The organism is Bacillus sp. AP8 (assembly GCF_000321185.1).
Classification (GTDB): Bacteria; Bacillota; Bacilli; order Bacillales; family DSM-1321; genus Bacillus_AD; species Bacillus_AD massilioanorexius.
Map to the genome: position 1 here is coordinate 20,308 of NZ_CAPG01000047.1, position 22,005 is coordinate 42,312.

The window sequence follows — 22,005 nt, forward strand, 5'->3', positions numbered from 1 at the left end:
TACGTCTTTTTCGTTTCTTCAAACAAGTTTAATTCATCCTGTTGCACGACACTTTCCTCCTTTCTCTATTATTGGTTAAGTAATTGTTCCATTAATTTCTTACCGTTAGCAGCTAAAAAGTGATCCGCTTGTACTTCAATCGCTTTATTAAAGCATTCTAGCGCCTTTTCTGCATCTTCCAAATGGGCTGCATAGGCTACCCCAAGGTTATACCAGGCATCTGCATGTTTAGCATCATGCTCTATTACTGTTTGTAATTCTTTAATTGCTTCCTCATACATTTCTTCATTTGCTAAACATAATGCATATTGAAATCTTGCATCATCATCTTCAGCATTTAACTCTACGCTTCTTTGTAAATATGGCATAGCTAATTTTGGTTGGTCCAGTTGCAATAGTGTCATTCCTAACATGAAATAACAATCACTATTTTGTAGACCTGTTTTTAGTGCCTTTTCAAGTAAATCCTTTGCATCTATATATTGTTCACTTTCATAATATAAATTACCTAAAGCATAAAAAGCAGCCCCTGCATTTTCATCAATCGTAAGTGCTTTTTTAAAGAAATTTACAGCCTTTTCTCTTTCACCTACAGCTGTCAGTACATTACCAAAGTTTATGTAAGCTACAGCATCATTTGGATTTTCTTCGATTGCTGCCGAGAAGGCTTTGGCCGCCTCTTCCCAATTACCTTCTTGCATATACTTGATACCTAATTCATTATGATTCATTGTATTCACACTCCAAATTTTCTATAAAGAGTATATCATATTTCCAAATATTATTAACAAAAAGCGTAAGTGCCTTTCGAAAGAAAAACAAAGACAAAAAAATGTCACTTTCTACGACAATGCCTTTGTAACTTGCATACTCCCTGACCAGCATAAGAAAAGCTGACTAGATAGGTATTCTTTAATCTTCTAGTCAACTTAGTCTATTGTTGATTCTTCAATATTCTTAGCTACGTTCTTGAAAAAACTGCTTTATTTTATCTGGATTATTAACAATTCCTTCTTCTATTTCTTTTTTCCATAGACTCGGTTTGTCTGCAAATTCTGTTACATCTTTACCAACAAATTTTTCTATTTCTGTACGTGTAACACTAAAGCTTTGTGGCTTTGTTGTTTCAACATTAAAAGTAATAACGTCTACGTTTTTCACTAAAATAAAATAGGCAATTGCGTTATTTACAAAAGCTTTACGAGCATCCTTCTCATTCCACAATTTATCTAGTTCTTCTTTTGTAAGATCTGAGCCTTCTTTAAGTCCATAATCTATGGTAATACTATATGGTTTCTTTTCAGTTTGCAAAGACACACGCTGAACATTCTCCCCCCCTGGAAGAATATAACTAATATTCACAACGGCGCTACTATCACCAACATACGAGTCTTTATATGTAATTAAAGCATCTATAGGATCTTTTCTCTTCTTTTCTTGGACCGATTCACACCCTACTAGTACGCTTAACATCAAAACTATCGTACTAATCATCCATAATGATTTCTTCAATTATAAGCACTCTCCTTCTGTCTACAACAAATTGAAAACCTCAGTTTATACATAAACTGAGGTTTTCATTATAATATAGTAGGATTTATAAAACTAGTACTACATGGATTCAAGAATTTTCCTTATCCTACATAAGTTAATTGCTTACCGTTATTATATACCTTATCAATTGTACCTCCACCAAGACATTCTTCACCATCATAAAATACAACAGCTTGTCCTGGTGTTATCGCTCTAGTTGGCTCCTTAAAAATCACATCTACGGTTTGATCATCAATTACTTTAACTGTTACTTCATTATCGGTTTGACGATAGCGAAATTTAGCTGTACATGTAAACTCTTGTGGCTTAGGCTTATCAGATACCCAGCTAACCTGAACAGCTTGTAGAGACGTAGAATATAATTTTTCATGATGGAATCCTTGGCCAACATATAATACATTACGCTTCAAGTCTTTTCCGATTGCAAACCAAGGCTCACCACTTCCACCAATTCCAAGTCCGTGTCTTTGACCAATTGTATAATACATTAAGCCATCATGCTTACCTACTACCTTACCATCGAAAGTTTCCATATTACCAGGTTGAGCAGGTAAATAACCACTTAAAAACGTTTTAAAGTTTCTTTCTCCTATAAAGCAAATACCAGTAGAATCTTTTTTAGTAGCTGTCGCTAGACCAGCTTCAGTTGCAATTTCCCGAACCTTTGGCTTTGGTATATGCCCTAACGGGAACATAACCTTTTCTAATTGACTTTGAGTTAATTGATTTAAGAAGTACGTTTGATCTTTATTATCGTCTACTCCACGTAGCATCTTATACTCGCCATCGCGATATTCAACTTGAGCATAATGACCAGTTGCTAAATAATCTGCTCCAAGACTAATCGCATGTTCTAAAAAGGCTTTAAATTTAATCTCTTTATTACACATAACATCAGGATTCGGGGTTCTTCCTGCACGATATTCATCTAAGAAATACGTGAATACCTTATCCCAATACTGTTTTTCAAAATTTACCGCATAATAAGGAATTCCTATTTGGTCGCACACTTTCATTACATCTTCATAATCTTCTGTTGCTGTACAGACGCCATTTTCGTCTGTATCATCCCAGTTTTTCATAAAAATTCCGACCACATCATAGCCCTGCTGTTTAAGAAGCAAAGCTGCTACAGAGGAATCAACTCCTCCAGACATTCCAACTACAACGCGGGTATCTTTTGGTGCTTTTTTCATTGATATTAACCCCACTTTATTTATTGATTCGTCAGTCGCTGAACGATTTTTACCATTTCACTCGCAGCTCTTTCTATTTGTTCCATCGTATTATTTAGCCCAAAACTAAAACGAATGGAGTTTGTTGTTTTATCATGATACTTACCAAACATGGCTACTAAAACATGTGAGGGATCAATTGATCCTGCTGTACACGCTGAACCACTTGAAGCTGCTATACCAGCTAAATCTAGATTTACTAACATTGCTTCAACATTAGTTCCCGGGAAACTAACATTCAAAATATGAGGAAGACTATTTTCAACACTACCATTCACTTCATATGCAATCTGGTTTGTTGTAAAAATATCAATCATCTTTTCTTTAAACTGTTGATACTGTTCTTGTTTTTCTTGCATGGTCTTCTGAGCAATAACAGAAGCTTTAGCGAAACCAATAATAGAAGGAATATTTTCCGTTCCAGCTCTTCTCTTTCTTTCTTGTTCACCACCATGAAGAATTGGAGCCAGAGATATAGTTTCACGGCAATACAAAAACCCAATCCCTTTTGGACCGTTTATTTTGTGAGATGATACAGAAAGTAAATCAATTCCTAATTTATTTACGTCAATTGGTACTATTCCATATGCTTGAACAGCATCACTATGGAGAAACGCTTGGTGATTTTTCAACACATCACCAATTGCCTGCATGTCTTGTATAGTTCCTACTTCATTATTACCAAACATGATAGAAACAAGAATTGTATCTTCTCTTAATGTCTTTGTTAGTGTGTCCAAAGATATTCTTCCTTGTTCATCGACAGGTAAATATGTTACCTCAAATCCTTGTTTTTGTAAATTTTGAAATGTATGGAGAACAGCATGATGTTCAATACTTGTTGTTATAATATGTTTCCCTTTATGTGCATAAGCATTGGCAATTCCAGTTATAGCATGATTGTCTGCTTCCGTTCCACCACTCGTAAAAATAATCTCGTTTTCCTTTGCTCCTATCGAATTAGCAAGCTGTATACGAGCATGATTTAATAATTTTCTTGCTTCCCTACCAAAAGCATGAATGCTTGATGGATTACCATAATTCTCTTGCATAGCGGACATTACTTCTTGCACTACTTCCTGATGCACAGGAGTTGTAGCGGCATGATCGAGATAGATTCTTTCCACTACCTCTCCTCCTATCTATAATTGTTTTTCATTTATCTAGTTCAAAACCGCTTCTACGGCTCATTCTCGAAAACACAGGGAATACTAAGTATTTTTAACGGTCGAATGATACTATTGTTTATCTATTCGTTTGAAAAATAGAAACAGAAATTCCACGCATTGCTGTTTGACTATAGGCTCAATTGAATTTCACTCTAGGACGCTCGCTTCCACGGGCGGTGAGATTTCACCTATCCAGCTTTAAACGCAGAAGTCTCGTACCTGACTCGCAATTGATCTTTTGCGCTAATTTGTTCGCCGAACTTATTTAAAACAACCTAAATTAAATATAGAACATATATGAATCTGGAGCATTTTCTTCTTTATAATTAGCCAAGTCTTCTAATGTCGTTGTATCTAATACATCCTTTACTGCATCACGAATTCGAATCCAAAGAGATCTTTTTGCTGGTTCTTCATCTTCAATTCCTTCTACAGGCGTTATAGGTCCTTCTAAAACACGAATTATATCTCCTGATGTGATTTCGCGAGGCTCTCTAGCTAAAACATACCCTCCATACGCTCCACGTATACTTTTTACCAAGCCAGCATTTCTTAACGGTGCAATTAACTGCTCTAAATAGTGTTCAGATAAATCATGAGTTTGGGCAATTAATTTTAACGAAGTTGGACCTTCCCCATGCTTCTTCGCTAATTCAATCATAATTGTTAAACCATATCGTCCTTTTGTAGAAATTTTCATATCAAAACACCTCTATTAGTTTTATTGCAACTTTTTATATACATATATTTTTTAGCAGTAGATAATCTATTTAATCTAGTATTACATTTCAATTTAACTTTTGAAATTATAGCATACAACATGTTGCAATGCATATTTTCTTACTATTATACATCATTCTAATCTCATACAGACACTTTAAACTCAAAGTATTCTTATATGAAAGAAAAGTATATAGGTAGAATGCAAAGCTCCTATGTATCAAAATTCCTTACAATTGCCTATCCCACTATTCAAAATAAACTTATGAAGTTATTATCCTTCTAAACGAACTGATTTCTGACCTTATGTAGCTAGGCGTTACAGATTATTGTAAATAATCATCTTCCAAATGGAATATCCTTACCATTTCTTATATAAACAAAAAAGTCTTTACAAAAACGATTGATTTTTGTAAAGACTTCACACTCCATTACTTGTGATCAAGCGCTCTTACAACAACAGCCGCAAATTGCGCACGAGTTACTTTTCCGTATAGATCAAACTTGCCATTCGTTCCACCTAGCATAATCTTATTAGTCGCCACAGCTTGTACATATGGATACCCCCAATATGAAGCTGGTGCATCTTTAAACACAACAGGATTATCAACAGCTTCTAAATTATACGAAGCTGCCACTACTTTAGCTAGTTGGACTCTTTGAAGAGAATTGTTAGGGTTAAATTTAGTATCTTTTGTAAAAATTTCTTTCTCCGTTAAAACAGCGATGGCTTTATAAGAAGGATGTGTTTTTGGTATATCCTTAAATCCAGGATTTATAGGATCAAACGATGTTTCTCCTAAAGTTTGATATAAAATACTCGCCACTTCTGATCTTGTAATTTCTTTGTTTGGATTAACTTTACCATTCTTATCTACAGATAACATTTTATGGTTTACTAAATATTGAAGCTCTTTTTTAGCCCAATGTTTTTCAATATCTGTTACTTTAATAGACTCTACAGGTAACTGCTTAACAATTTCGGCAAGAAGCGCGTCTGCCATCGTTTTGTATCCCTTTTCATTTGGGTGAATGTTTAATGGATTTGGAACAAATTCTTTAGGTTCATCGCCAAATTTGCTATAAACCTCAACAAAATTCACGTCATTTGTAACTGCAACACCAGAAATCGTTGAATTCAAGCCTTTTGCTAATTTAATAATTTCAGGCTTTTGCGAATCATTTAAAAAAGGATAAGGGAAATAATAACCCATTACGTATATTTTCGCATCTTTATTTAACTCTTTTATCGTATTTAATATAGCTGTATAATTTGTTACGATTTCACTAAGCTTTGGTAAGATTTTGGTTTGATCTATTTCTAACATTTTTGTTTCACTATTAAATTTTGCTAAAGATAAAAAGTCATTAGCTCCAGCTGAAATAGAAATAACATCGGCTTTTTTTATAGCTTCCTGTAAATTCTCTTTAGATTTTAGATCCGCTAAAACTTGGGTAGTCATATAACCCGATTTAGCAAACTCTTTTGAATAGCTACCCAATACTTTTTTCTCTTTTAAAACTTCGGCTGTATAATCAGAGAAGCCTTTTTTTCCAGCCACTACCCCATTTTGATCCATACCTTCTGCTAATGAATCTCCTAATGATAAATAGTTTACTAGATTTGTTTCCTTTGCTGAAGCAGGGGCACTATATAAGCCCACTAATAAAGCAAGAACTAGAGCCAAGCTCCAAAACTGTCTAAAAACACGCTTCATTTCTTCTCTCTCCTTTTCTACTAATCTCTAAGTTATTCTAGGAAAAACCCTACGCATTAACATATTTTAACAAAAATTTTACAATTATTATATAGAATTTTCAGAAAAATACTCTTATTCATATAACTACATTTTACGAATAATATGGTAATGAACTATATAAAAATGGTTTTGGGGTGATGTAATATGGATAGAGTAGATAAGAATTCATTTGTTTCAGGCTTTGTACCAAATCATAATCACGGATCAATCGACTATACATCTTTAAGTGCCGGACATGTCCATCAATGTTTAGACGTTACTTCTCCACCAATTAAAACCTCGGATGATAACCATATCCATTACACAGAAGGTTACGTTTTATTTGAAGATGGGCATAACCATCATTATCAAGCCTATTCTGGACCTGCTATTCCCGTCGGAAACGGCATGCACGTGCATTATTATGATTTTTATACGTCAGAAGATAATGGTCATCGCCATCGTATTATTGGTGTTGACCAACCCGCCCCTGGAAACAAATAAATGAGGTTGATTCAAAGAACGTTCCATAACAATTCTTTGAATCAACCTCATTCTCTTATTGTTTTCTCAAATTTTCTAATCTCTCATGAATTTTTGTTAAGAGCTTTTCATGTCCACTATCTTTTGGCTGATAATACTTCCTATCCTTTAGTTCATCAGGTAAATATTGTTGCTGTACCCATGAACTTGGATAATCATGTGGATACTTATAACCAATTCCATGTCCCAATTCTTTTGCTCCTTGATAGTGAGCATCTTTTAGATGATCAGGAATATCACCTGTTCTTCCTTTACGAACATCTGCTATTGCTTCATCAAGTGCTTTATATGCCGAATTGGATTTTGCTGACAGGCATAACTCAATGACGACATTAGCTAATGGTATACGAGCTTCTGGTAATCCTAGACGTTCAACAGTTTGGACGGCTGGCAATATTCGCGCACTAAGTTCTGGATTTGCTAATCCGATATCTTCATATCCAATTACTAATAGCCTTCTACATATTGCAACCAAGTCTCCCCCCTCAATAAGGCGAGCTAAATAGTGCAAGGCTGCATCAACATCGCTCCCACGTATACTTTTTTGGAAACTAGAAAGGAGAGAATAATAGATATCTCCTTTTTTATCATGAGAAAATCCCTTATTCTCTATACTTTCAACAACCGTTTCCTTATGTACAACAACTTTACCATCCTGCCCTCGATCAGAAGCCATGACAATATCCTCAATTAAATTTAAAGCTGTTCGCCCATCACTTGTTGTTTGCGCAATCATATCAAGTAGTTCTTCTTCTATCTCAATTTCAAGCTTTCCAAGCCCTTTATCCCGATCTGTGATTGCCCTTTTTAGAAGTACTTTAATGTCTTCGGGCAACAATGGTTTAAGCTGCTTGATTTGCCCACAGCGTGAACGAATAGCTCCATTTACACTGTGAAATGGATTTTCCGTAGTTGCCCCAATTAATACAAAAATTCCTTCTTCTAGGGCTTTTAAAAGTGAATCTTGTTGACTTTTATTAAATCGATGAATCTCATCTAAAAAAAGAATTGCATTTCTCGTGAGTCTTGCTTCTTCAATTACTTGCTCTACATCTTTTTTTCCAGCCGTCGTAGCATTTAAAGCATAAAAGTCCTTTTTTGTACTACCTGCAATGGCAAAAGCTAAGGATGTTTTGCCCGTACCTGGTTCTCCATATAAAAGCATCGAGGGTACGTGACCATTTTGGATCATCTTATATAAAGCTGAATTTGGGCCAATAACATGCTGTTGACCCACGACTTCTTCAATAACAGTAGGACGCAATCGATGTGATAAAGGTTCTTGATACATTTGAACAAAACTCCTTTTTGCCGTATTTTCACCTTACATAGAACCTGCTGGTCTCTTTGGTGTAGCTGTATGGTATATATACTTTTTTATGCTCTATTTCCTTTTTACTCATCGAGCAAATCTACGAGATAAAGAGTAAAATCCACCTTTATTTTGACTGATTGAAGACATACTATCTAGAATCTTCATGCTTCTAAAAAGTATGTCTTTCATAATTGTATAAAACAACAGCTCTTTATCTCTTACAAGTACTTAAAGATAAGAAAACCTATTTAACAACGATAGGATTTTAGCAATCATCACTCATCCTAGAAATCTTAATGTCTTTAACGATTTCCCTTACAACCCAACTAGCAGCAATTAGGCCTGCAACTGATGGTACAAATGCATTTGATGAAGGTGGCATTTTAGCTTTTCGTATTTCAGCCTCATCATTTCCAACTACTTTACGCACATCTTCACGAATAACGATAGGACTTTCATCTGAAAAAACAACCGTTATTCCTTTTTTGATTCCCTCTTTTCGCAGTCTTGTTCGAATAACCTTTGCAAGTGGATCTGTGTGTGTTTTGGAAATATCAGCAATTTGGAATCTCGTCGGATCCATTTTATTAGCTGCCCCCATACTCGAAATGATAGGGATATTTCGATTTAAACATTCTTTCATTAGATGAATCTTATATGAAATCGTATCAGAAGCATCAATTACATAATCTGGTTGATAACTAAAAAACGTTTCATAAGTCTCCTCAGTATAAAACATTTTAAGCGATATCACTTCACAATCTGGATTGATATCAGCAATTCTTTCTTTCATTAAATCTGCTTTAAACTTTCCAACTGTCGATAAAAGTGCATGAAGCTGACGATTCACATTGGTAATATCAACATCATCCTTATCCACTAATATTAATCGTCCAACTCCTGAACGTGCTAATGCTTCTGCTGCGAAAGAACCTACCCCGCCAATTCCTAAAACAGCAACGGTTGTATTTTTTAATAATTGTAATCCTTCTTGTCCAATTGCTAATTCATTTCTCGAAAATTGATGTAGCATTTTTTCAACTCCATTTATTTACTATCTATGTTATACACGAAAAAGAGAACGTTTATCAACTTTAACAAAACAAGCGTTCTTCTTATTGATTATAAGATATTCTTTAAATTAGTACAAACCTATCTGATAACTATGTTTTAAAGCTATCTCATTTGAGACAGCCTTAAGCTTCATACCGTATGATTTTTATATCACTCGTTATGTACGAGTGTATTTTTATCTTCTCATAAAAACTGATGTTACGCTCTTTTATATAAGAAACGGTATTTAAAAAAGAAATTTTCCAGAAAAATATCCCAGCCCTTCTTATTTTAGAAAATCTATAAATACAAAAAGGAGCATCCCGTAAATGAGATACTCCGTTATTTATACGTATTATGATTGATAAGATTAAGACGTAAAAGTCCCAATCGTGCCGTTTTTCGCCTTGGTTTTGAACCCGCTCTCCGCAGGTGGGTACTCTGTTCATAAATTTGTAAGTCCACTATGAATGAGGCATATACGCATTTATGAAACGTAAGTTCCCGTAACTATAAGTGTTCGGTCAAAACTTATAGGTTTAGACTACGTACACATCAGGACTCTTACTTGTTACATGTATCTTATCATATTAAATCATTCTTTTTCAAGCGAGGATATATAGGTAATTAATCCTTTTTTGTACCAGTTAAAGCTAAGCGTAATTCAACAAGTTGGTCAACACTTACCCTACCAGGAGCATCTGTTAATAGACAGCTTGCACTAGCTGTTTTAGGGAAAGCAATTGTATCACGAAGATTTGTTTTACCCGCTAACAGCATAACAAGTCGGTCTAATCCAAGAGCAATTCCGCCATGTGGAGGAGTTCCGTATTCAAATGCATCTAATAAGAAACCAAACTGTGCTTGAGCTTCTTCTGGAGTAAAGCCTAGAACTTCAAACATTTTTTCTTGAATATCTCTTTCGAAAATACGTAAAGATCCACCACCAAGCTCATAACCATTTAACACAATATCATACGCTTGTGCACGTACATTTTGAGGCTCAGTATCTAACTTATCAAGATCCTCTCTAAATGGCATTGTGAATGGATGATGCGCTGAGAAGTAACGTCCAGCTTCTGGATCATACTCAAGTAGAGGCCAATCTGTTACCCATAAGAAATTGAACTGATCTTGATCAATTAAATCTAAGTCTTTACCTAATTTAACACGAATAGCTCCAAGTGTATCAGCAACAACTGTTTTATTATCCGCTACAAAAAGAAGTAAATCTCCTGCTTGTGCTTGTAATGCTGTTGTTAAAGCATTGCCTTCTTCACCTTCAAAGAATTTAGCGATAGGTCCTTTAAGTCCCTCTTCGTCTACCTTTAACCAAGCTAAGCCTTTTGCACCATATACAGCTGCATATTTACCCAATGCGTCTAACTCTTTACGAGAGAATTTTTCAGCAGCACCTGTTACATTGATTGCCTTAACTTGTCCACCACTAGATACAGCACTAGCAAACACTTTAAAGCTAGAATCTTTCACAATTTCCGATACATCGACTAACTCAAGCCCAAAGCGAGTATCTGGTTTATCAGAACCATAGCGGCTCATTGCTTCATCATAAGTCATACGAGGTAAAGGCAGAGTAATATCAATTCCTTTTACATCTTTCATTACTTTTTGCATCATTCTTTCCATCATGCTCATAATGTCTTCTTGACTCATAAAGCTAGTTTCGATATCAATTTGTGTAAATTCCGGCTGACGGTCAGCACGTAAATCTTCATCACGGAAACAACGCGCAATTTGATAATAACGTTCAAAACCTGACACCATTAATAGCTGTTTAAATAATTGTGGACTTTGAGGAAGAGCGTAAAATTCTCCTTCATGTACACGACTAGGTACTAAATAATCACGAGCGCCTTCAGGTGTGCTTTTTGTTAGAATAGGTGTTTCAACATCCAAAAAGCCTTCAGAATCTAAGTAGTTTCTTACTGTTTTTGTAATGTCATGGCGCATTTTAAACGTATCATACATCGATTGACGACGTAGATCTAAATAACGATATTTTAACCGAAGCTCTTCCGATACTTCCTCTTTACCATCAATGACGAAAGGAGTTGTTTTTGCTTCATTAATAATTGTTACTGCTTCAGCTAAAACTTCGATTTTACCTGTTTTTAAGTTTTTATTAATCGTACCTTCTTGACGAGCAACTACAGTACCTTCTACACTTAATACAAATTCATTACGAATTTTTTCTGCTGTTGCTAGTGCTTCTTTAGAAACATCAGGATTGAATACAACCTGTACGATACCTGTACGGTCACGAAGATCGATGAAAATTAATCCACCCAGGTCACGTCTTTTTTGAACCCAACCTTTTAATTTTACTTTTTCTTCAATTACCTTTTCCGAAACTTCTCCACAAAAATACGTTCTGCCAAACATCCCTAACTTCCTCCCTTATTGCTGTTGCTTTTTAAATTCTTCAACAAATCCTTGTAAATTAAGCTCTTGCTGCTCACCTGATTCCATATTTTTTAAAGTAATCTTATTATTACTTAACTCATCATCACCGAGGACAGCAACATATCTAGCTTTCGCACGATCAGCCGCTTTAAATTGAGCTTTCACTTTACGATTGCTATAATCTTTATCTGCTGAAAAGCCATTAAGGCGTAATTCATTCACTAATTTAACACTGTAATCTTTTGCAGCATCACCTAGTGCCACAACATAAATATCTGTGCTTTGTTCAATTGGAAGCGTAATTCCTTCCGCAGACAAAGCTGCAATTAAACGTTCAATGCTCATCGCAAATCCAATTCCAGGTGTTTCTGGACCACCAAATTCTTCTACTAATCCGTTATAACGACCTCCACCACAAAGTGTTGTAATGGCACCAAAGCCTTTAGCATCACTCATGATTTCAAATGCCGTGTGATTATAATAATCTAATCCACGTACTAGCGTTGCATCTACCGTATAAGGAATGTCCATAGCTGTTAAATGTTGAAGTACTTTATCAAAATAAGCTTTAGATTCTTCGTTTAAATACTCCAAAATCGAAGGCGCAGACGCCATCAAATGATGGTCACGATCTTTTTTGCAATCCAATATTCGAAGTGGGTTTTTCTCTAAGCGATTTTGACAATCGCTACAAAATTCACCAATATGCGGTTTAAAATGAGAAATCAAAGCCTCTCGGTGCTTCGTTCTACTTTCTTTGTCCCCCAACGAATTGATAACAAGCTTAAGTTCCTTAAGTCCAAGCGTTTTGTACACATTCATGGCTAAGCTAATTACTTCTGCATCAATAGCTGGATCAGCACTTCCTAATGCTTCTGCACCAAATTGGACAAACTGACGGAATCGCCCAGCCTGTGGTCGTTCGTAACGGAACATAGGTCCGTAATAAAATAATTTAACCGGTTGATTCGCCCAACCGAACATTTTATTTTCTACAAATGAACGGACAACAGCCGCAGTCCCCTCTGGTCGAAGCGTGATACTACGATCACCTCGATCAGTAAACGTGTACATTTCCTTTTGAACAATATCAGTAGTCTCACCCACACCTCTTGAAAAAACTTCTGTATGTTCAAAAATAGGAGTGCGAAGCTCGTTATATTGGTATCTCTGACATAAATCTCTCGATACATTTTCGATATACTGCCAAATTGCAGTCTGCTCTGGAAGAATATCTTGTGTTCCTCTAGGAATTTGTAAATTCATTACAACGTCCTCCTTATAAATTTTTATATATCCAAATAGCAAATTGAAGACTCTTCTCTCCATTTGATTACGATTTGAAAATTTCTAGTCATAATGGCTCCGATGGATTCTTAGTACTATACAAAAAAGCTCTCGTCCCTTGTAAATATATTTACAAGGGACGAGAGCTTATATTCCCGTGGTACCACCCTAATTTAAAATGCACAATGCATTTCCTTCAAACAGTTAACGCCTGCTTACGTTCATCTCCTACTAAAAAGTATTTTTCAGAGAGAAACCTACGGAGTGTTCGTTCATTAAGCTTCGATGTAGGAAAGCTTGCAGCCTATGACTTTCCCTCTCTTTACCCGACATTCTCAACTACTTTTCTCCCTCTTCGGTTTTCTTATTTGGTTATGTATTATTATTTAACTAATAATAATTGTCTGCACGAAGAATGTCAAGGTGTAGAGATTATTTCATATATTGTATACTATTCTAAGAGCGTCCCAACCGTTTTTTTAACATTTTCACATCACGAACGTGTAACCCAAATTCACTAGCTAACTCAACCATATTACTATTTTGCTCTTTTTGAATAAAATCGTGAAAGTCAACTCCAAATAATTGATTAGCACCAGATTGACTCATTCCGTTTTTTTCATTAAATTTCACAGCTATTCCTCCCAGGTTGTTTTGATCGACACTATTTATCATTTCCTTTTTTCATGATTTATTTCAAAAGGAAAAAGGAATTTACAAAATATCAAAGAATAACAAAGTACCTACCTTAAAAAACACTGTTATACTTTGTTATAGATTGACTGTTTTTAAAAGATTATAAAAATATAGTCAAAGTACATAGCAAAACATCAATAAGAAAAGAAGCAGGTCAAGTATGATCTATCCAAAAATAGTTAAGCGAGAAAGCTTACAAGCTACATGTGGATAGCAAGCGTTTTTCGCCATCTTCAACTAGTAAAAAAGAATTGACGGTGCTTATTCCAGACTATCATTACGTGAATAGTTAGAAAGTTTAACACCAAGTCGTATCAAAGGTGGTCATTTCCGTTGAAATACAAGATATTATTCATTACATTATTCGTGCTTTGTCTTACCTCTATAAAAATTGGTTATGCAAAGGAAGAAATTATCGTTCAAGATGAATATTTAAATGCCCGAAGCGGTCCAGGTACAAACTATGAAATTGTTAAACGACTTAAACAAGGTGAATCCTATTCAGTCATAAAAAAACAAGATGATTGGATTAAAATTCGTTTAAACAATGATAAAAAAGCGTGGGTAGCAAGTTGGCTTGTATCAGAAATTAATAGTACTGAAAATGAAGGTAGAGTTACGAGTGAAAAATTACGTGTAAGAAGCGGTCCAAGTACATCTGATGAAGTGTTAGGTAGCCTAAAAAAAGGCGAACAAGTAAAAATAGTGAAACAAGACGGAGAATGGTTACAAATTTCTTTTAAGGAACAAAAAGGTTGGGTTCATCATTCCTATATTTCATTTGAAGCCAATAAAAGCGAGAATCAAGAGATTTCTCCTCCTTATGCAACCATAACCGCTTCTCAATTAGTCGCTAGAGCTGAACCCTCTTTCAATGGAAAGCACGTGATGACACTTTCAAAAGAAAATAGTTATACACTTTTAAAGGAAAAAAATAATTGGGTACAACTTCAACTCACCAAAAATAAAAAAGGCTGGGTTCCTAAATGGTATACAGATATAACACCTAAAGAAAAGCAATCTACCCCATCCAATAGTAAAGTTGAAGTTCTATATGACAATGTTCCCTTACGTGAGACAAGCTCTGCTAAGAGCGATATTATAAAATACGTATCTAAAGGTGATAAATTGTCTGTTACAAGTATTAAAGATCACTATTATGAAGTAAAATTACGATGGGGTAAAAAAGCCTATGTTGCTGGTTGGCTAGTGAAAGCAGATAGCCATACTCCACAAATCAAAAAGCCGAATGACGCTTATACATTTCATAACAAAACGATTATCATTGATCCTGGTCATGGAGGAAATGATAGCGGTACAGTTGGAGCTTTAGGCACTTTAGAAAAAGATTTAACGTTAGAAACAGCATTACTTTTACAAAAAAAACTCGTAGCTTCAGGAGCCGATGTCATCATAACGAGAGCAAATGATGACTATCAATCGTTATCAGCACGAGTTCGTATGTCAAACTTTCGTCAAGCTGACGCATTTATTAGTATTCACTATGATAGTGCTGAGCAAAATGATGTTCGAGGGATTACGCCTTACTATTATCATAGCTATCAACAACCTTTAGCAAATAGCATTTATGAAAGTTTAGAGAAGGAAGAAAATCTTAAAATTCGCCCCGCAAGATTTGGCGACTATCATGTATTAAGAAACAATAGTCAGGAAGCTGTTCTTTTAGAATTAGGATATTTAAGTAACCCTAACGAAGAAGAGATTGTTATATCATATGATTATCAAAAAACAATTGTACAGGCTATTTATAATGGATTAGGTACCTTTTTTCAAATAGTCAATAATGCAAAAAAGGCGTCTCAAATGTATTCTAGTTGAGACGCCTCTTTTTTATTTACATCATCTATTTTTCTATGGGTAATGAAAAGGTAAAGGTACTGCCTACACCCATTTCACTTTCTACCGAAATAGACCCGCCATGTAATTCAACTATCCATTTCACCATAGATAGTCCGAGTCCAATATTACCGCTTTCTTTTGAAGTACGGGAAGAATCGACACGATAAAATCGATTCCAGATTTTAGATTGATGTTTCTCTTCAATGCCAATACCATTATCAACGATTTTACCAACAACTTGGTTCCCATCTTTATATAATTGAACAAAAACCCATCCATTTTCTTTTCCATATGATATGCCATTTGTAATTAAATTAATAAGAAGTCTAGTCATTAAAGTTTGATCGGCATAAATGATAATATCAGGCTCTATTTCTGTCTTCATTTCAATTTGTGCTTCATTAGCCATTAATGTTAACTCTTCAACAATAATTTCTGTTAGCTCACTAATATTTACTTTTTCCATAACAATATGATCTTTCTTACGATTCCCTCTTGCAAACATTAGTAGCTGAGAAATTAAAGATGACATTTTTTGAGCTTGTTTAAGAATTATCTCAAATGATTTTCGTGTTTCCGCTGATTGTTCACCATGCGATAAAGCATATTCACATTGTGAAATAATAACAGAAGTTGGTGTTCTTAATTCATGTGAGGCATCCGAAGTAAATTGTTTCTCGCTTTCAAAAGATTTTTGCAATCGGTCGAACATATTATCAAATGTATGAGCTAAATAATAGATTTCATCATGCGCTCCCTTCATATTAATTCTTTGAGACAAATCATTTCCATCACCTATTTTATTTGCTGATTGAATCATTTTTTGAATGGGATTAAACGCTCTTTTGGTAATGAGATATCCACCTAACGCGGCTATTAACACAAAAAAAGGAAACGCAATTAGTGTTATGATAATAATTGATTTTAATGCTGACGAAAGAGGATTTAAAGAGGTTATCCCACGAATCCAAAGCTCTTCATTCCATCTAATATCGTAAACAAGCCACTTTTGATCACCACTATTAACCGTTTGAATACTTTCCGATAAAAATTTCGTATTCTCTTTAAATCCTGACGGAGGAAAACCTTTTACTAGTTCCCCACTTTTATCGTAAATCAGTAAGCTTACTCCATCATCAAATAGCTCCAAATCATCATCTATTTCTACTACTCCATGCTTATATTCGATATCTTCAGCAGCATCCTTTACCACATCCTCTAAAGCGTCCTCTGTATTAAATAATAAAACTTTATCTGCAGATGCCATGACAAACACTAATACAATCGTTAAAATAAGTACGATTAGACCAGTATACCAAAGCGTAACCTTCCATTTAATTGACAGATGTTTCATTTTTCCACCCTCAATACATAGCCGGTTCCACGCACAGTATGAATTAATTTTGTTTCATGTTGACTATCAATTTTTTTCCGTAAATATCGGATATAGACATCGATGATATTCGATCCACCTTCATAATCATAATTCCAAACATGCCGTTCAATCGTATCTCTAGTAAGAACTACCTCTTTATTACGAATCATATATTCTAAAATAGCAAATTCTTTACTAGAAAGATCAATTTTCTGATTCCCTCTCGTAACAATATGCGTATTACAATCTACAATTAAGTCTGCTATTTCAAAAATGTTCGATACATTTCCTGTTTGTTTACGTGTTAAAACTCTTAGTCTCGCTAATAATTCATCAAACGCAAATGGCTTTATTAAATAATCGTCTGCTCCTGTATCTAACCCTAGAACTCGATCCTCAATACTATCCTTTGCTGTTAAGAGAAGTACAGGAGTAGTATCGTGTTCTGTACGCATCTTTTTTAACACTTCTAATCCATTCATACCTGGAATCATTATATCCAGAATAATCACATCATAAGATGTCATATTTATAAAATCAATAGCATCATTCCCATTTTCACAGGCATCAACACTATAATGTTCAGCTGTTAATCTTTTTACAAAAATATCTTGTAAATCCATTTCATCCTCAACAATTAAAATTCTCATACTACTTCCTCCTTACTTGTTGATGTTGCTTCTATCATAGTACAAAAACATTAAAGTATAATGAAAAAATAAGAAAATAAAATGGATTTTCACCTACTTATTTTTGTACTCTACTATACTCCCTTTAGAAACTATGTAGAAATACTTAGTTATTTTCTCAGTTAAAATAAACTATCCTAAAAAATATTCGCTCATTAATCTCACTTTAATGTTTCTACAGTAATATTGCCTTGAGGTTAGAAAACAAAACATAGGGGGTAAATACAATGATGAAGAAATGGATATTTCTTAGTGCATTAACCTTTTTTGGTCTAATTGGATGTTCAAATCAATCTACAGATGAAGCTACCATTCAAAAGCTCGAGAATCAAAATAATGAACTTAAACGAGAAATCAATTCGCTAAAAGATAATCAAGCTGAAAACAAAACAAACTCTACTAATCAAACTCAGCAATCTAATATACCTATTATCAATGAACAAGAAATGCAAGCTATCCAAACAAAAGTTGCAAATATAGTAAAAGATACAAATAGCTTGAAACCAACAGGTACAAAAGAAGAGCAATTAAACCAATTCTTTTCAGCAAAAAAAGAATTAGATTTTGTAGATAACCAAATTGATTCTTATGATGATAATCTTGAGAGTAGCTATCATAACGGACAAATTACCCTAGAAAAATATAAAGCAATTGAAATTGAATTGGACAAACTTGAAGATCAACTCGACATAGCCGAAGATTCGCTCGAATTACTGTTCGGCATAGATGATTAATTAAACTGAAAGAAGGGAATTACAATGAAAGAAAAATTAAAAAATCACAAGAAAAAAATCATCATTTCACTTGTTGCCGTTATCGTACTTTGCCTTGCAGGCATTGGTACTTATTATGGATTATCCTATAATTACGCATTAAAGAACGAGAATTATAATGAAAAAGAGATTAAAGAAATCGCCTTAGCTCAAGTTAATGGAGAGATTATTAGAGTTCAAAAAGAGTTTGAAATTGAGGACGATCAAATATCACTTTCAGAATTTGAATATGAAGTTGAAATTAAGACTCCACAAAATACACTTTCTCATGTAAAAGTAAGTTCTAGAACAGGAACAATTGAACTAGATGATAATTCAAATCACGATTAACAAATCATCACAAAAAGGGTCCTCAGAAAAGTGTTTTACATCACTTTTTCAGAGGACCCTACGCTTTATATTATCTCCATTTTTATAGATATATTTTTTGTATAAGTATAGAAGCTGTCGTATACGTTGTTGTCTATTAACAAGAAATGAATATAGGCTGAGTTGAATTCGTTTCAGGAGTCTCGCACCTTCCGCTCCAATCAACCTTTTAGACTCATTTTATTCACAAAACTTATGATATGCTTTGTCATATACTATATTTATTTTACTCTTTGGTTGCTAAAGGGAGTTAATTACAAATAACAAAAATATAAGAGAGTGTCCACCATATTTAATATTTTGGACACTCTCTTTATGGTTTTGCACCTTACTTATTTCTCTAATATGAGGGTTACTGGACCATCATTGATTAATTGTACGTCCATCATTGCACCAAATATACCTGTTTCTACCTTTACTCCTTTACTAGAAAGAGCCTCGTTAAAAACATTATAAATCTCATTTGCAAATTCTGGCTTTGCTGCTTCCATAAAATTAGGTCTTCTACCTTTTTGACAATCTCCATATAAGGTAAATTGAGAAATAGATAAAATGTCCCCGCCGACATCTAATAGAGAAAGATTCATCTTACCTTCTCCATCCTCAAAAATACGTAGGTTCACTACTTTATCAGCTAAAAATTTGGCTGCATCTACTGTATCTTCATGTGTAACACCAACTAGTAGTACTAAACCATTATCAATTTTCCCTACTACTTTTCCATCGACAGTAACACTAGCTTGTTTTGAACGCTGTAACACAATTTTCATGTTCTACCTCTTAATTCATAATTCTTCGAACAGAATATACATCTGGGATTTGCTTAATTTTTTCTACCACTTTATGCAAATGACTAATATTATGAATAGAAATTGACATATTAATAAGAGCCATATTATTTCGGTCTTTTTTACCCGTAACAGCCGAAATATTTGTTTTTGCTTCATTTACTACTTGAAGCACTTCATTAAGTAGTCCTTGGCGATCATACCCGTTAATTTCTATATCCACATTGTATTCCTTGCTCTCACATTCTCCTGATTCCCATTCAACTGGAATCAATCGATTTTCTACATCTTCACCAACGATATTTGGACAATCTCTTCTATGAACGGAAACTCCGCGACCTTTCGTAATAAATCCGACAATGTCGTCACCAGGAACTGGATTACAACATCTTGACATACGTATTAATAAATTATCTACACCTTTAACACGAACACCAGAATCACGTTTTTTAGAAATTCTTAAGGACGATTTAATATCGGAAGTTGCTTCGGTAATTTTTGTCAGCTGCTCTTCTTGCTCTTTAATTTTACGCCATTTTTCCGTTAATCGATTGGCAATTTGGGCTGCTGTTATACCGTTGTAGCCAACAGCTGCATACATATCATCAGCATTCGTAAAATTGAATTTATCCGCAACGCGCTTAATATTTTCACTTGTTAAAACTTCTTTTAAATCAAACTCCATATTTTTGATTTCTTTTTCAACAAGCTCTCGCCCTTTTTCAACATTTTCTTCACGGCTTTGTTTCTTAAAGAATTGACGAATTTTATTCTTCGCCTGAGAAGTTTGAGTGATTTTCAACCAATCTTTACTAGGACCATAGGAATGCTTAGAAGTTAGGATTTCAATAATATCACCAGTTTTTAATTTATAATCTAGCGGTACCATCTTTCCATTCACTTTTGCACCAATTGTTTTATTACCAATTTCCGAGTGTATTCTATAAGCAAAGTCAATCGGAATGGATCCTGATGGAAGTTCGATGACATCACCTTTTGGCGTGAAAATAAATACCATATCAGAGAATAAATCAATTTTTAATGATTCCATAAATTCTTGTGCATTAGATGTATCATCTTGGAATTGCAAAATCTCTCTAAACCAGCTCAATTTCTTTTCTAAAGGTAATTCGGTTGTAGTTTCCTTGCCCTCTTTATACGCCCAATGAGCAGCAATACCTAGTTCAGCGATTCGATGCATCTCAAATGTACGTATTTGCACTTCAAGTGGATCACCTTTCGGGCCAATCACTGTAGTATGAAGAGATTGATACATATTAGGCTTTGGCATTGCAATATAATCTTTAAAACGACCAGGCATTGGCTTCCAACAGGTGTGAATAATTCCTAGAACAGCATAACAATCTTTTATACTATTTACTTGGATTCTAACAGCCAATAAATCGTAAATTTCACTAAATTGTTTATTCTGTAGTGTCATTTTACGATAAATACTATAAATATGTTTAGGACGCCCAGAGATTTCAGCTTTAATTTGTACTTCTTCTAATTGCTCACGTACTTCAAAAATAACCTCTTCTAAATACTCTTCCCGTTCATTTCGCTTCTTCTTCATTAAATTAACAATACGATAGTATTGCTGTGGATTTAAGTAGCGAAGAGCGATATCTTCTAACTCCCACTTAATTGTGGAAATACCTAAGCGGTGAGCCAAAGGTGCAAAAATTTCTAACGTTTCGTTGGAAATTCTTCGCTGTTTCTCCGCAGGTAAATGTTTTAGAGTTCTCATATTATGCAGACGGTCTGCTAACTTAATTAAAATCACTCGTATGTCTTGCGCCATAGCGACAAACATTTTTCGATGATTTTCAGCCTGTTGTTCTTCATGAGATTTATACTTAATTTTCCCCAGCTTCGTTACACCGTCAACAAGCATAGCAATTTCTGGATTAAAATTCTCTTCTAAATCTTTTAACGTTACATCCGTATCTTCAACAACATCATGAAGAAAACCAGAAGCAACCGTTGATGCATCTAGTTCAAGATCAGCTAAAATTCCAGCTACTTGAATTGGATGAATAATATAGGGCTCTCCGGACTTACGATATTGATCTTTATGAGCATTTTCAGCATAGTGAAATGCTTTTTCGACAATTGCAACATCTTGTGGTTGCAAATAAGACTTTGTTCGTTCTATCACTTGTTTTGAAGTTACTATATGTTCGTTCGCCATGAAACCACCTTAAATATATAATAGACAAGCACGGTCAATCTCCGTTTCTTGTTAACCCCACTAATTTCCGTAGTAAAAATTCACCTATCAATCAATCGACAATACGACAGTGTATTGTTACTATTATCAAAAAAAAATGAAAGAAAGTAAAGTGGTTAATCCTTCATTTTTCCTGAAATTTATCCATCATTCGCTAAAAAGTAATCTTAACTATTAATTATA

The 22,005-nt window shown here is 34.5% G+C and carries 19 protein-coding genes, 1 other RNA gene and 1 other annotated feature; of the genes, 4 read left to right on the forward strand and 16 right to left on the reverse strand.

Annotation, left to right across the window (positions count from 1 at the left end; all coding sequences use genetic code 11):
- Positions 1-68: 68 nt before the first annotated feature.
- The 6 genes from BN349_RS12720 to BN349_RS12745 form a co-directional block, all read right to left on the reverse strand.
- Positions 69-731 carry a tetratricopeptide repeat protein gene (locus BN349_RS12720; RefSeq protein ID WP_019242705.1) on the reverse strand — a complete coding sequence of 221 codons (663 nt, stop codon included), beginning with the start codon at positions 729-731 and terminating at the stop codon, positions 69-71.
- Between the two features lie 226 nt (positions 732-957).
- A complete protein-coding gene (locus tag BN349_RS24915) occupies positions 958-1,512 on the reverse strand; it encodes a DUF4825 domain-containing protein (RefSeq protein WP_019242706.1) in 555 nt (184 codons plus the stop codon).
- A 122-nt stretch (positions 1,513-1,634) separates the two neighbouring features.
- Positions 1,635-2,750 carry a tRNA 2-thiouridine(34) synthase MnmA gene (gene mnmA / locus BN349_RS12730; protein WP_019242707.1) on the reverse strand — a complete coding sequence of 372 codons (1,116 nt, stop codon included), beginning with the start codon at positions 2,748-2,750 and terminating at the stop codon, positions 1,635-1,637.
- Positions 2,751-2,770: 20 nt separating this feature from the next.
- Positions 2,771-3,916 (reverse strand): cysteine desulfurase family protein, encoded by a 1,146-nt coding sequence (locus BN349_RS12735; RefSeq protein ID WP_019242708.1) that lies wholly within the window; start codon positions 3,914-3,916, stop codon positions 2,771-2,773.
- 322 nt (positions 3,917-4,238) lie between these two features.
- Positions 4,239-4,658 carry a cysteine metabolism transcriptional regulator CymR gene (gene cymR, locus BN349_RS12740; protein WP_019242709.1) on the reverse strand — a complete coding sequence of 140 codons (420 nt, stop codon included), beginning with the start codon at positions 4,656-4,658 and terminating at the stop codon, positions 4,239-4,241.
- Between the two features lie 451 nt (positions 4,659-5,109).
- A complete protein-coding gene (locus BN349_RS12745; protein ID WP_019242710.1) occupies positions 5,110-6,396 on the reverse strand; it encodes an S-layer homology domain-containing protein in 1,287 nt (428 codons plus the stop codon).
- A gap of 186 nt (positions 6,397-6,582) precedes the next feature.
- Here BN349_RS12745 and BN349_RS12750 point away from each other — a divergent pair, with 186 nt between their 5' ends.
- On the forward strand, positions 6,583-6,921 hold the full coding sequence (locus BN349_RS12750) for a YmaF family protein (protein ID WP_019242711.1): 339 nt from the start codon (positions 6,583-6,585) through the stop codon (positions 6,919-6,921).
- Between the two features lie 55 nt (positions 6,922-6,976).
- On the opposite strand, the gene BN349_RS12755 is transcribed toward BN349_RS12750, so the two are convergent.
- From BN349_RS12755 to BN349_RS25900, 6 genes are all read right to left on the reverse strand, one after another.
- On the reverse strand, positions 6,977-8,251 hold the full coding sequence (locus tag BN349_RS12755; RefSeq protein ID WP_019242712.1) for a replication-associated recombination protein A: 1,275 nt from the start codon (positions 8,249-8,251) through the stop codon (positions 6,977-6,979).
- A gap of 289 nt (positions 8,252-8,540) precedes the next feature.
- Complete coding sequence (locus tag BN349_RS12760) at positions 8,541-9,308, reverse strand: tRNA threonylcarbamoyladenosine dehydratase (protein WP_019242713.1); 768 nt, start codon at positions 9,306-9,308, stop codon at positions 8,541-8,543.
- 399 nt (positions 9,309-9,707) lie between these two features.
- A non-coding RNA gene (gene ssrS / locus BN349_RS25395) (6S RNA) lies at positions 9,708-9,893 on the reverse strand.
- Positions 9,894-9,955: 62 nt separating this feature from the next.
- Complete coding sequence (aspS, locus tag BN349_RS12765; protein WP_019242714.1) at positions 9,956-11,731, reverse strand: aspartate--tRNA ligase; 1,776 nt, start codon at positions 11,729-11,731, stop codon at positions 9,956-9,958.
- Positions 11,732-11,746: 15 nt separating this feature from the next.
- Complete coding sequence (hisS, locus tag BN349_RS12770; protein ID WP_019242715.1) at positions 11,747-13,018, reverse strand: histidine--tRNA ligase; 1,272 nt, start codon at positions 13,016-13,018, stop codon at positions 11,747-11,749.
- A 153-nt stretch (positions 13,019-13,171) separates the two neighbouring features.
- Positions 13,172-13,404: a binding site (T-box leader), on the reverse strand.
- Positions 13,405-13,495: 91 nt separating this feature from the next.
- Entirely contained in the window at positions 13,496-13,672 is a 177-nt protein-coding gene (locus BN349_RS25900; protein ID WP_019242716.1) for a hypothetical protein, read from the reverse strand.
- Positions 13,673-14,068: 396 nt separating this feature from the next.
- Between BN349_RS25900 and BN349_RS23920 the strand changes: the two genes are divergently transcribed.
- Positions 14,069-15,574, forward strand: a complete 1,506-nt coding sequence (locus BN349_RS23920; RefSeq protein WP_019242717.1) for an N-acetylmuramoyl-L-alanine amidase — start codon at positions 14,069-14,071, stop codon at positions 15,572-15,574.
- A 25-nt stretch (positions 15,575-15,599) separates the two neighbouring features.
- Here BN349_RS23920 and BN349_RS12785 read toward each other — a convergent pair whose 3' ends face one another.
- Both BN349_RS12785 and BN349_RS12790 read right to left on the reverse strand, forming a co-directional pair.
- Positions 15,600-16,949, reverse strand: coding sequence for a sensor histidine kinase (locus BN349_RS12785; RefSeq protein ID WP_019242718.1), 1,350 nt, complete (start codon positions 16,947-16,949; stop codon positions 15,600-15,602).
- Positions 16,946-17,620 (reverse strand): response regulator transcription factor, encoded by a 675-nt coding sequence (locus BN349_RS12790; RefSeq protein WP_019242719.1) that lies wholly within the window; start codon positions 17,618-17,620, stop codon positions 16,946-16,948. Before BN349_RS12790 ends, BN349_RS12785 begins: the two co-directional genes overlap by 4 nt.
- A gap of 266 nt (positions 17,621-17,886) precedes the next feature.
- Here BN349_RS12790 and BN349_RS12795 point away from each other — a divergent pair, with 266 nt between their 5' ends.
- Both BN349_RS12795 and BN349_RS12800 read left to right on the forward strand, forming a co-directional pair.
- Entirely contained in the window at positions 17,887-18,393 is a 507-nt protein-coding gene (locus BN349_RS12795) for a hypothetical protein (protein ID WP_019242720.1), read from the forward strand.
- Between the two features lie 24 nt (positions 18,394-18,417).
- The gene (locus BN349_RS12800; RefSeq protein WP_019242721.1) at positions 18,418-18,762 is read left to right on the forward strand and encodes a PepSY domain-containing protein; all 345 of its coding nucleotides are present in this window, start codon (positions 18,418-18,420) and stop codon (positions 18,760-18,762) included.
- Positions 18,763-19,133: 371 nt separating this feature from the next.
- Here the strand turns inward: BN349_RS12800 and dtd are convergent, their stop codons facing one another.
- Together dtd and BN349_RS12810 are read right to left on the reverse strand one after the other, a co-directional pair.
- Positions 19,134-19,571, reverse strand: a complete 438-nt coding sequence (gene dtd / locus BN349_RS12805; protein ID WP_019242722.1) for a D-aminoacyl-tRNA deacylase — start codon at positions 19,569-19,571, stop codon at positions 19,134-19,136.
- A 10-nt stretch (positions 19,572-19,581) separates the two neighbouring features.
- On the reverse strand, positions 19,582-21,783 hold the full coding sequence (locus BN349_RS12810; protein WP_019242723.1) for a RelA/SpoT family protein: 2,202 nt from the start codon (positions 21,781-21,783) through the stop codon (positions 19,582-19,584).
- Positions 21,784-22,005: the final 222 nt, after the last annotated feature.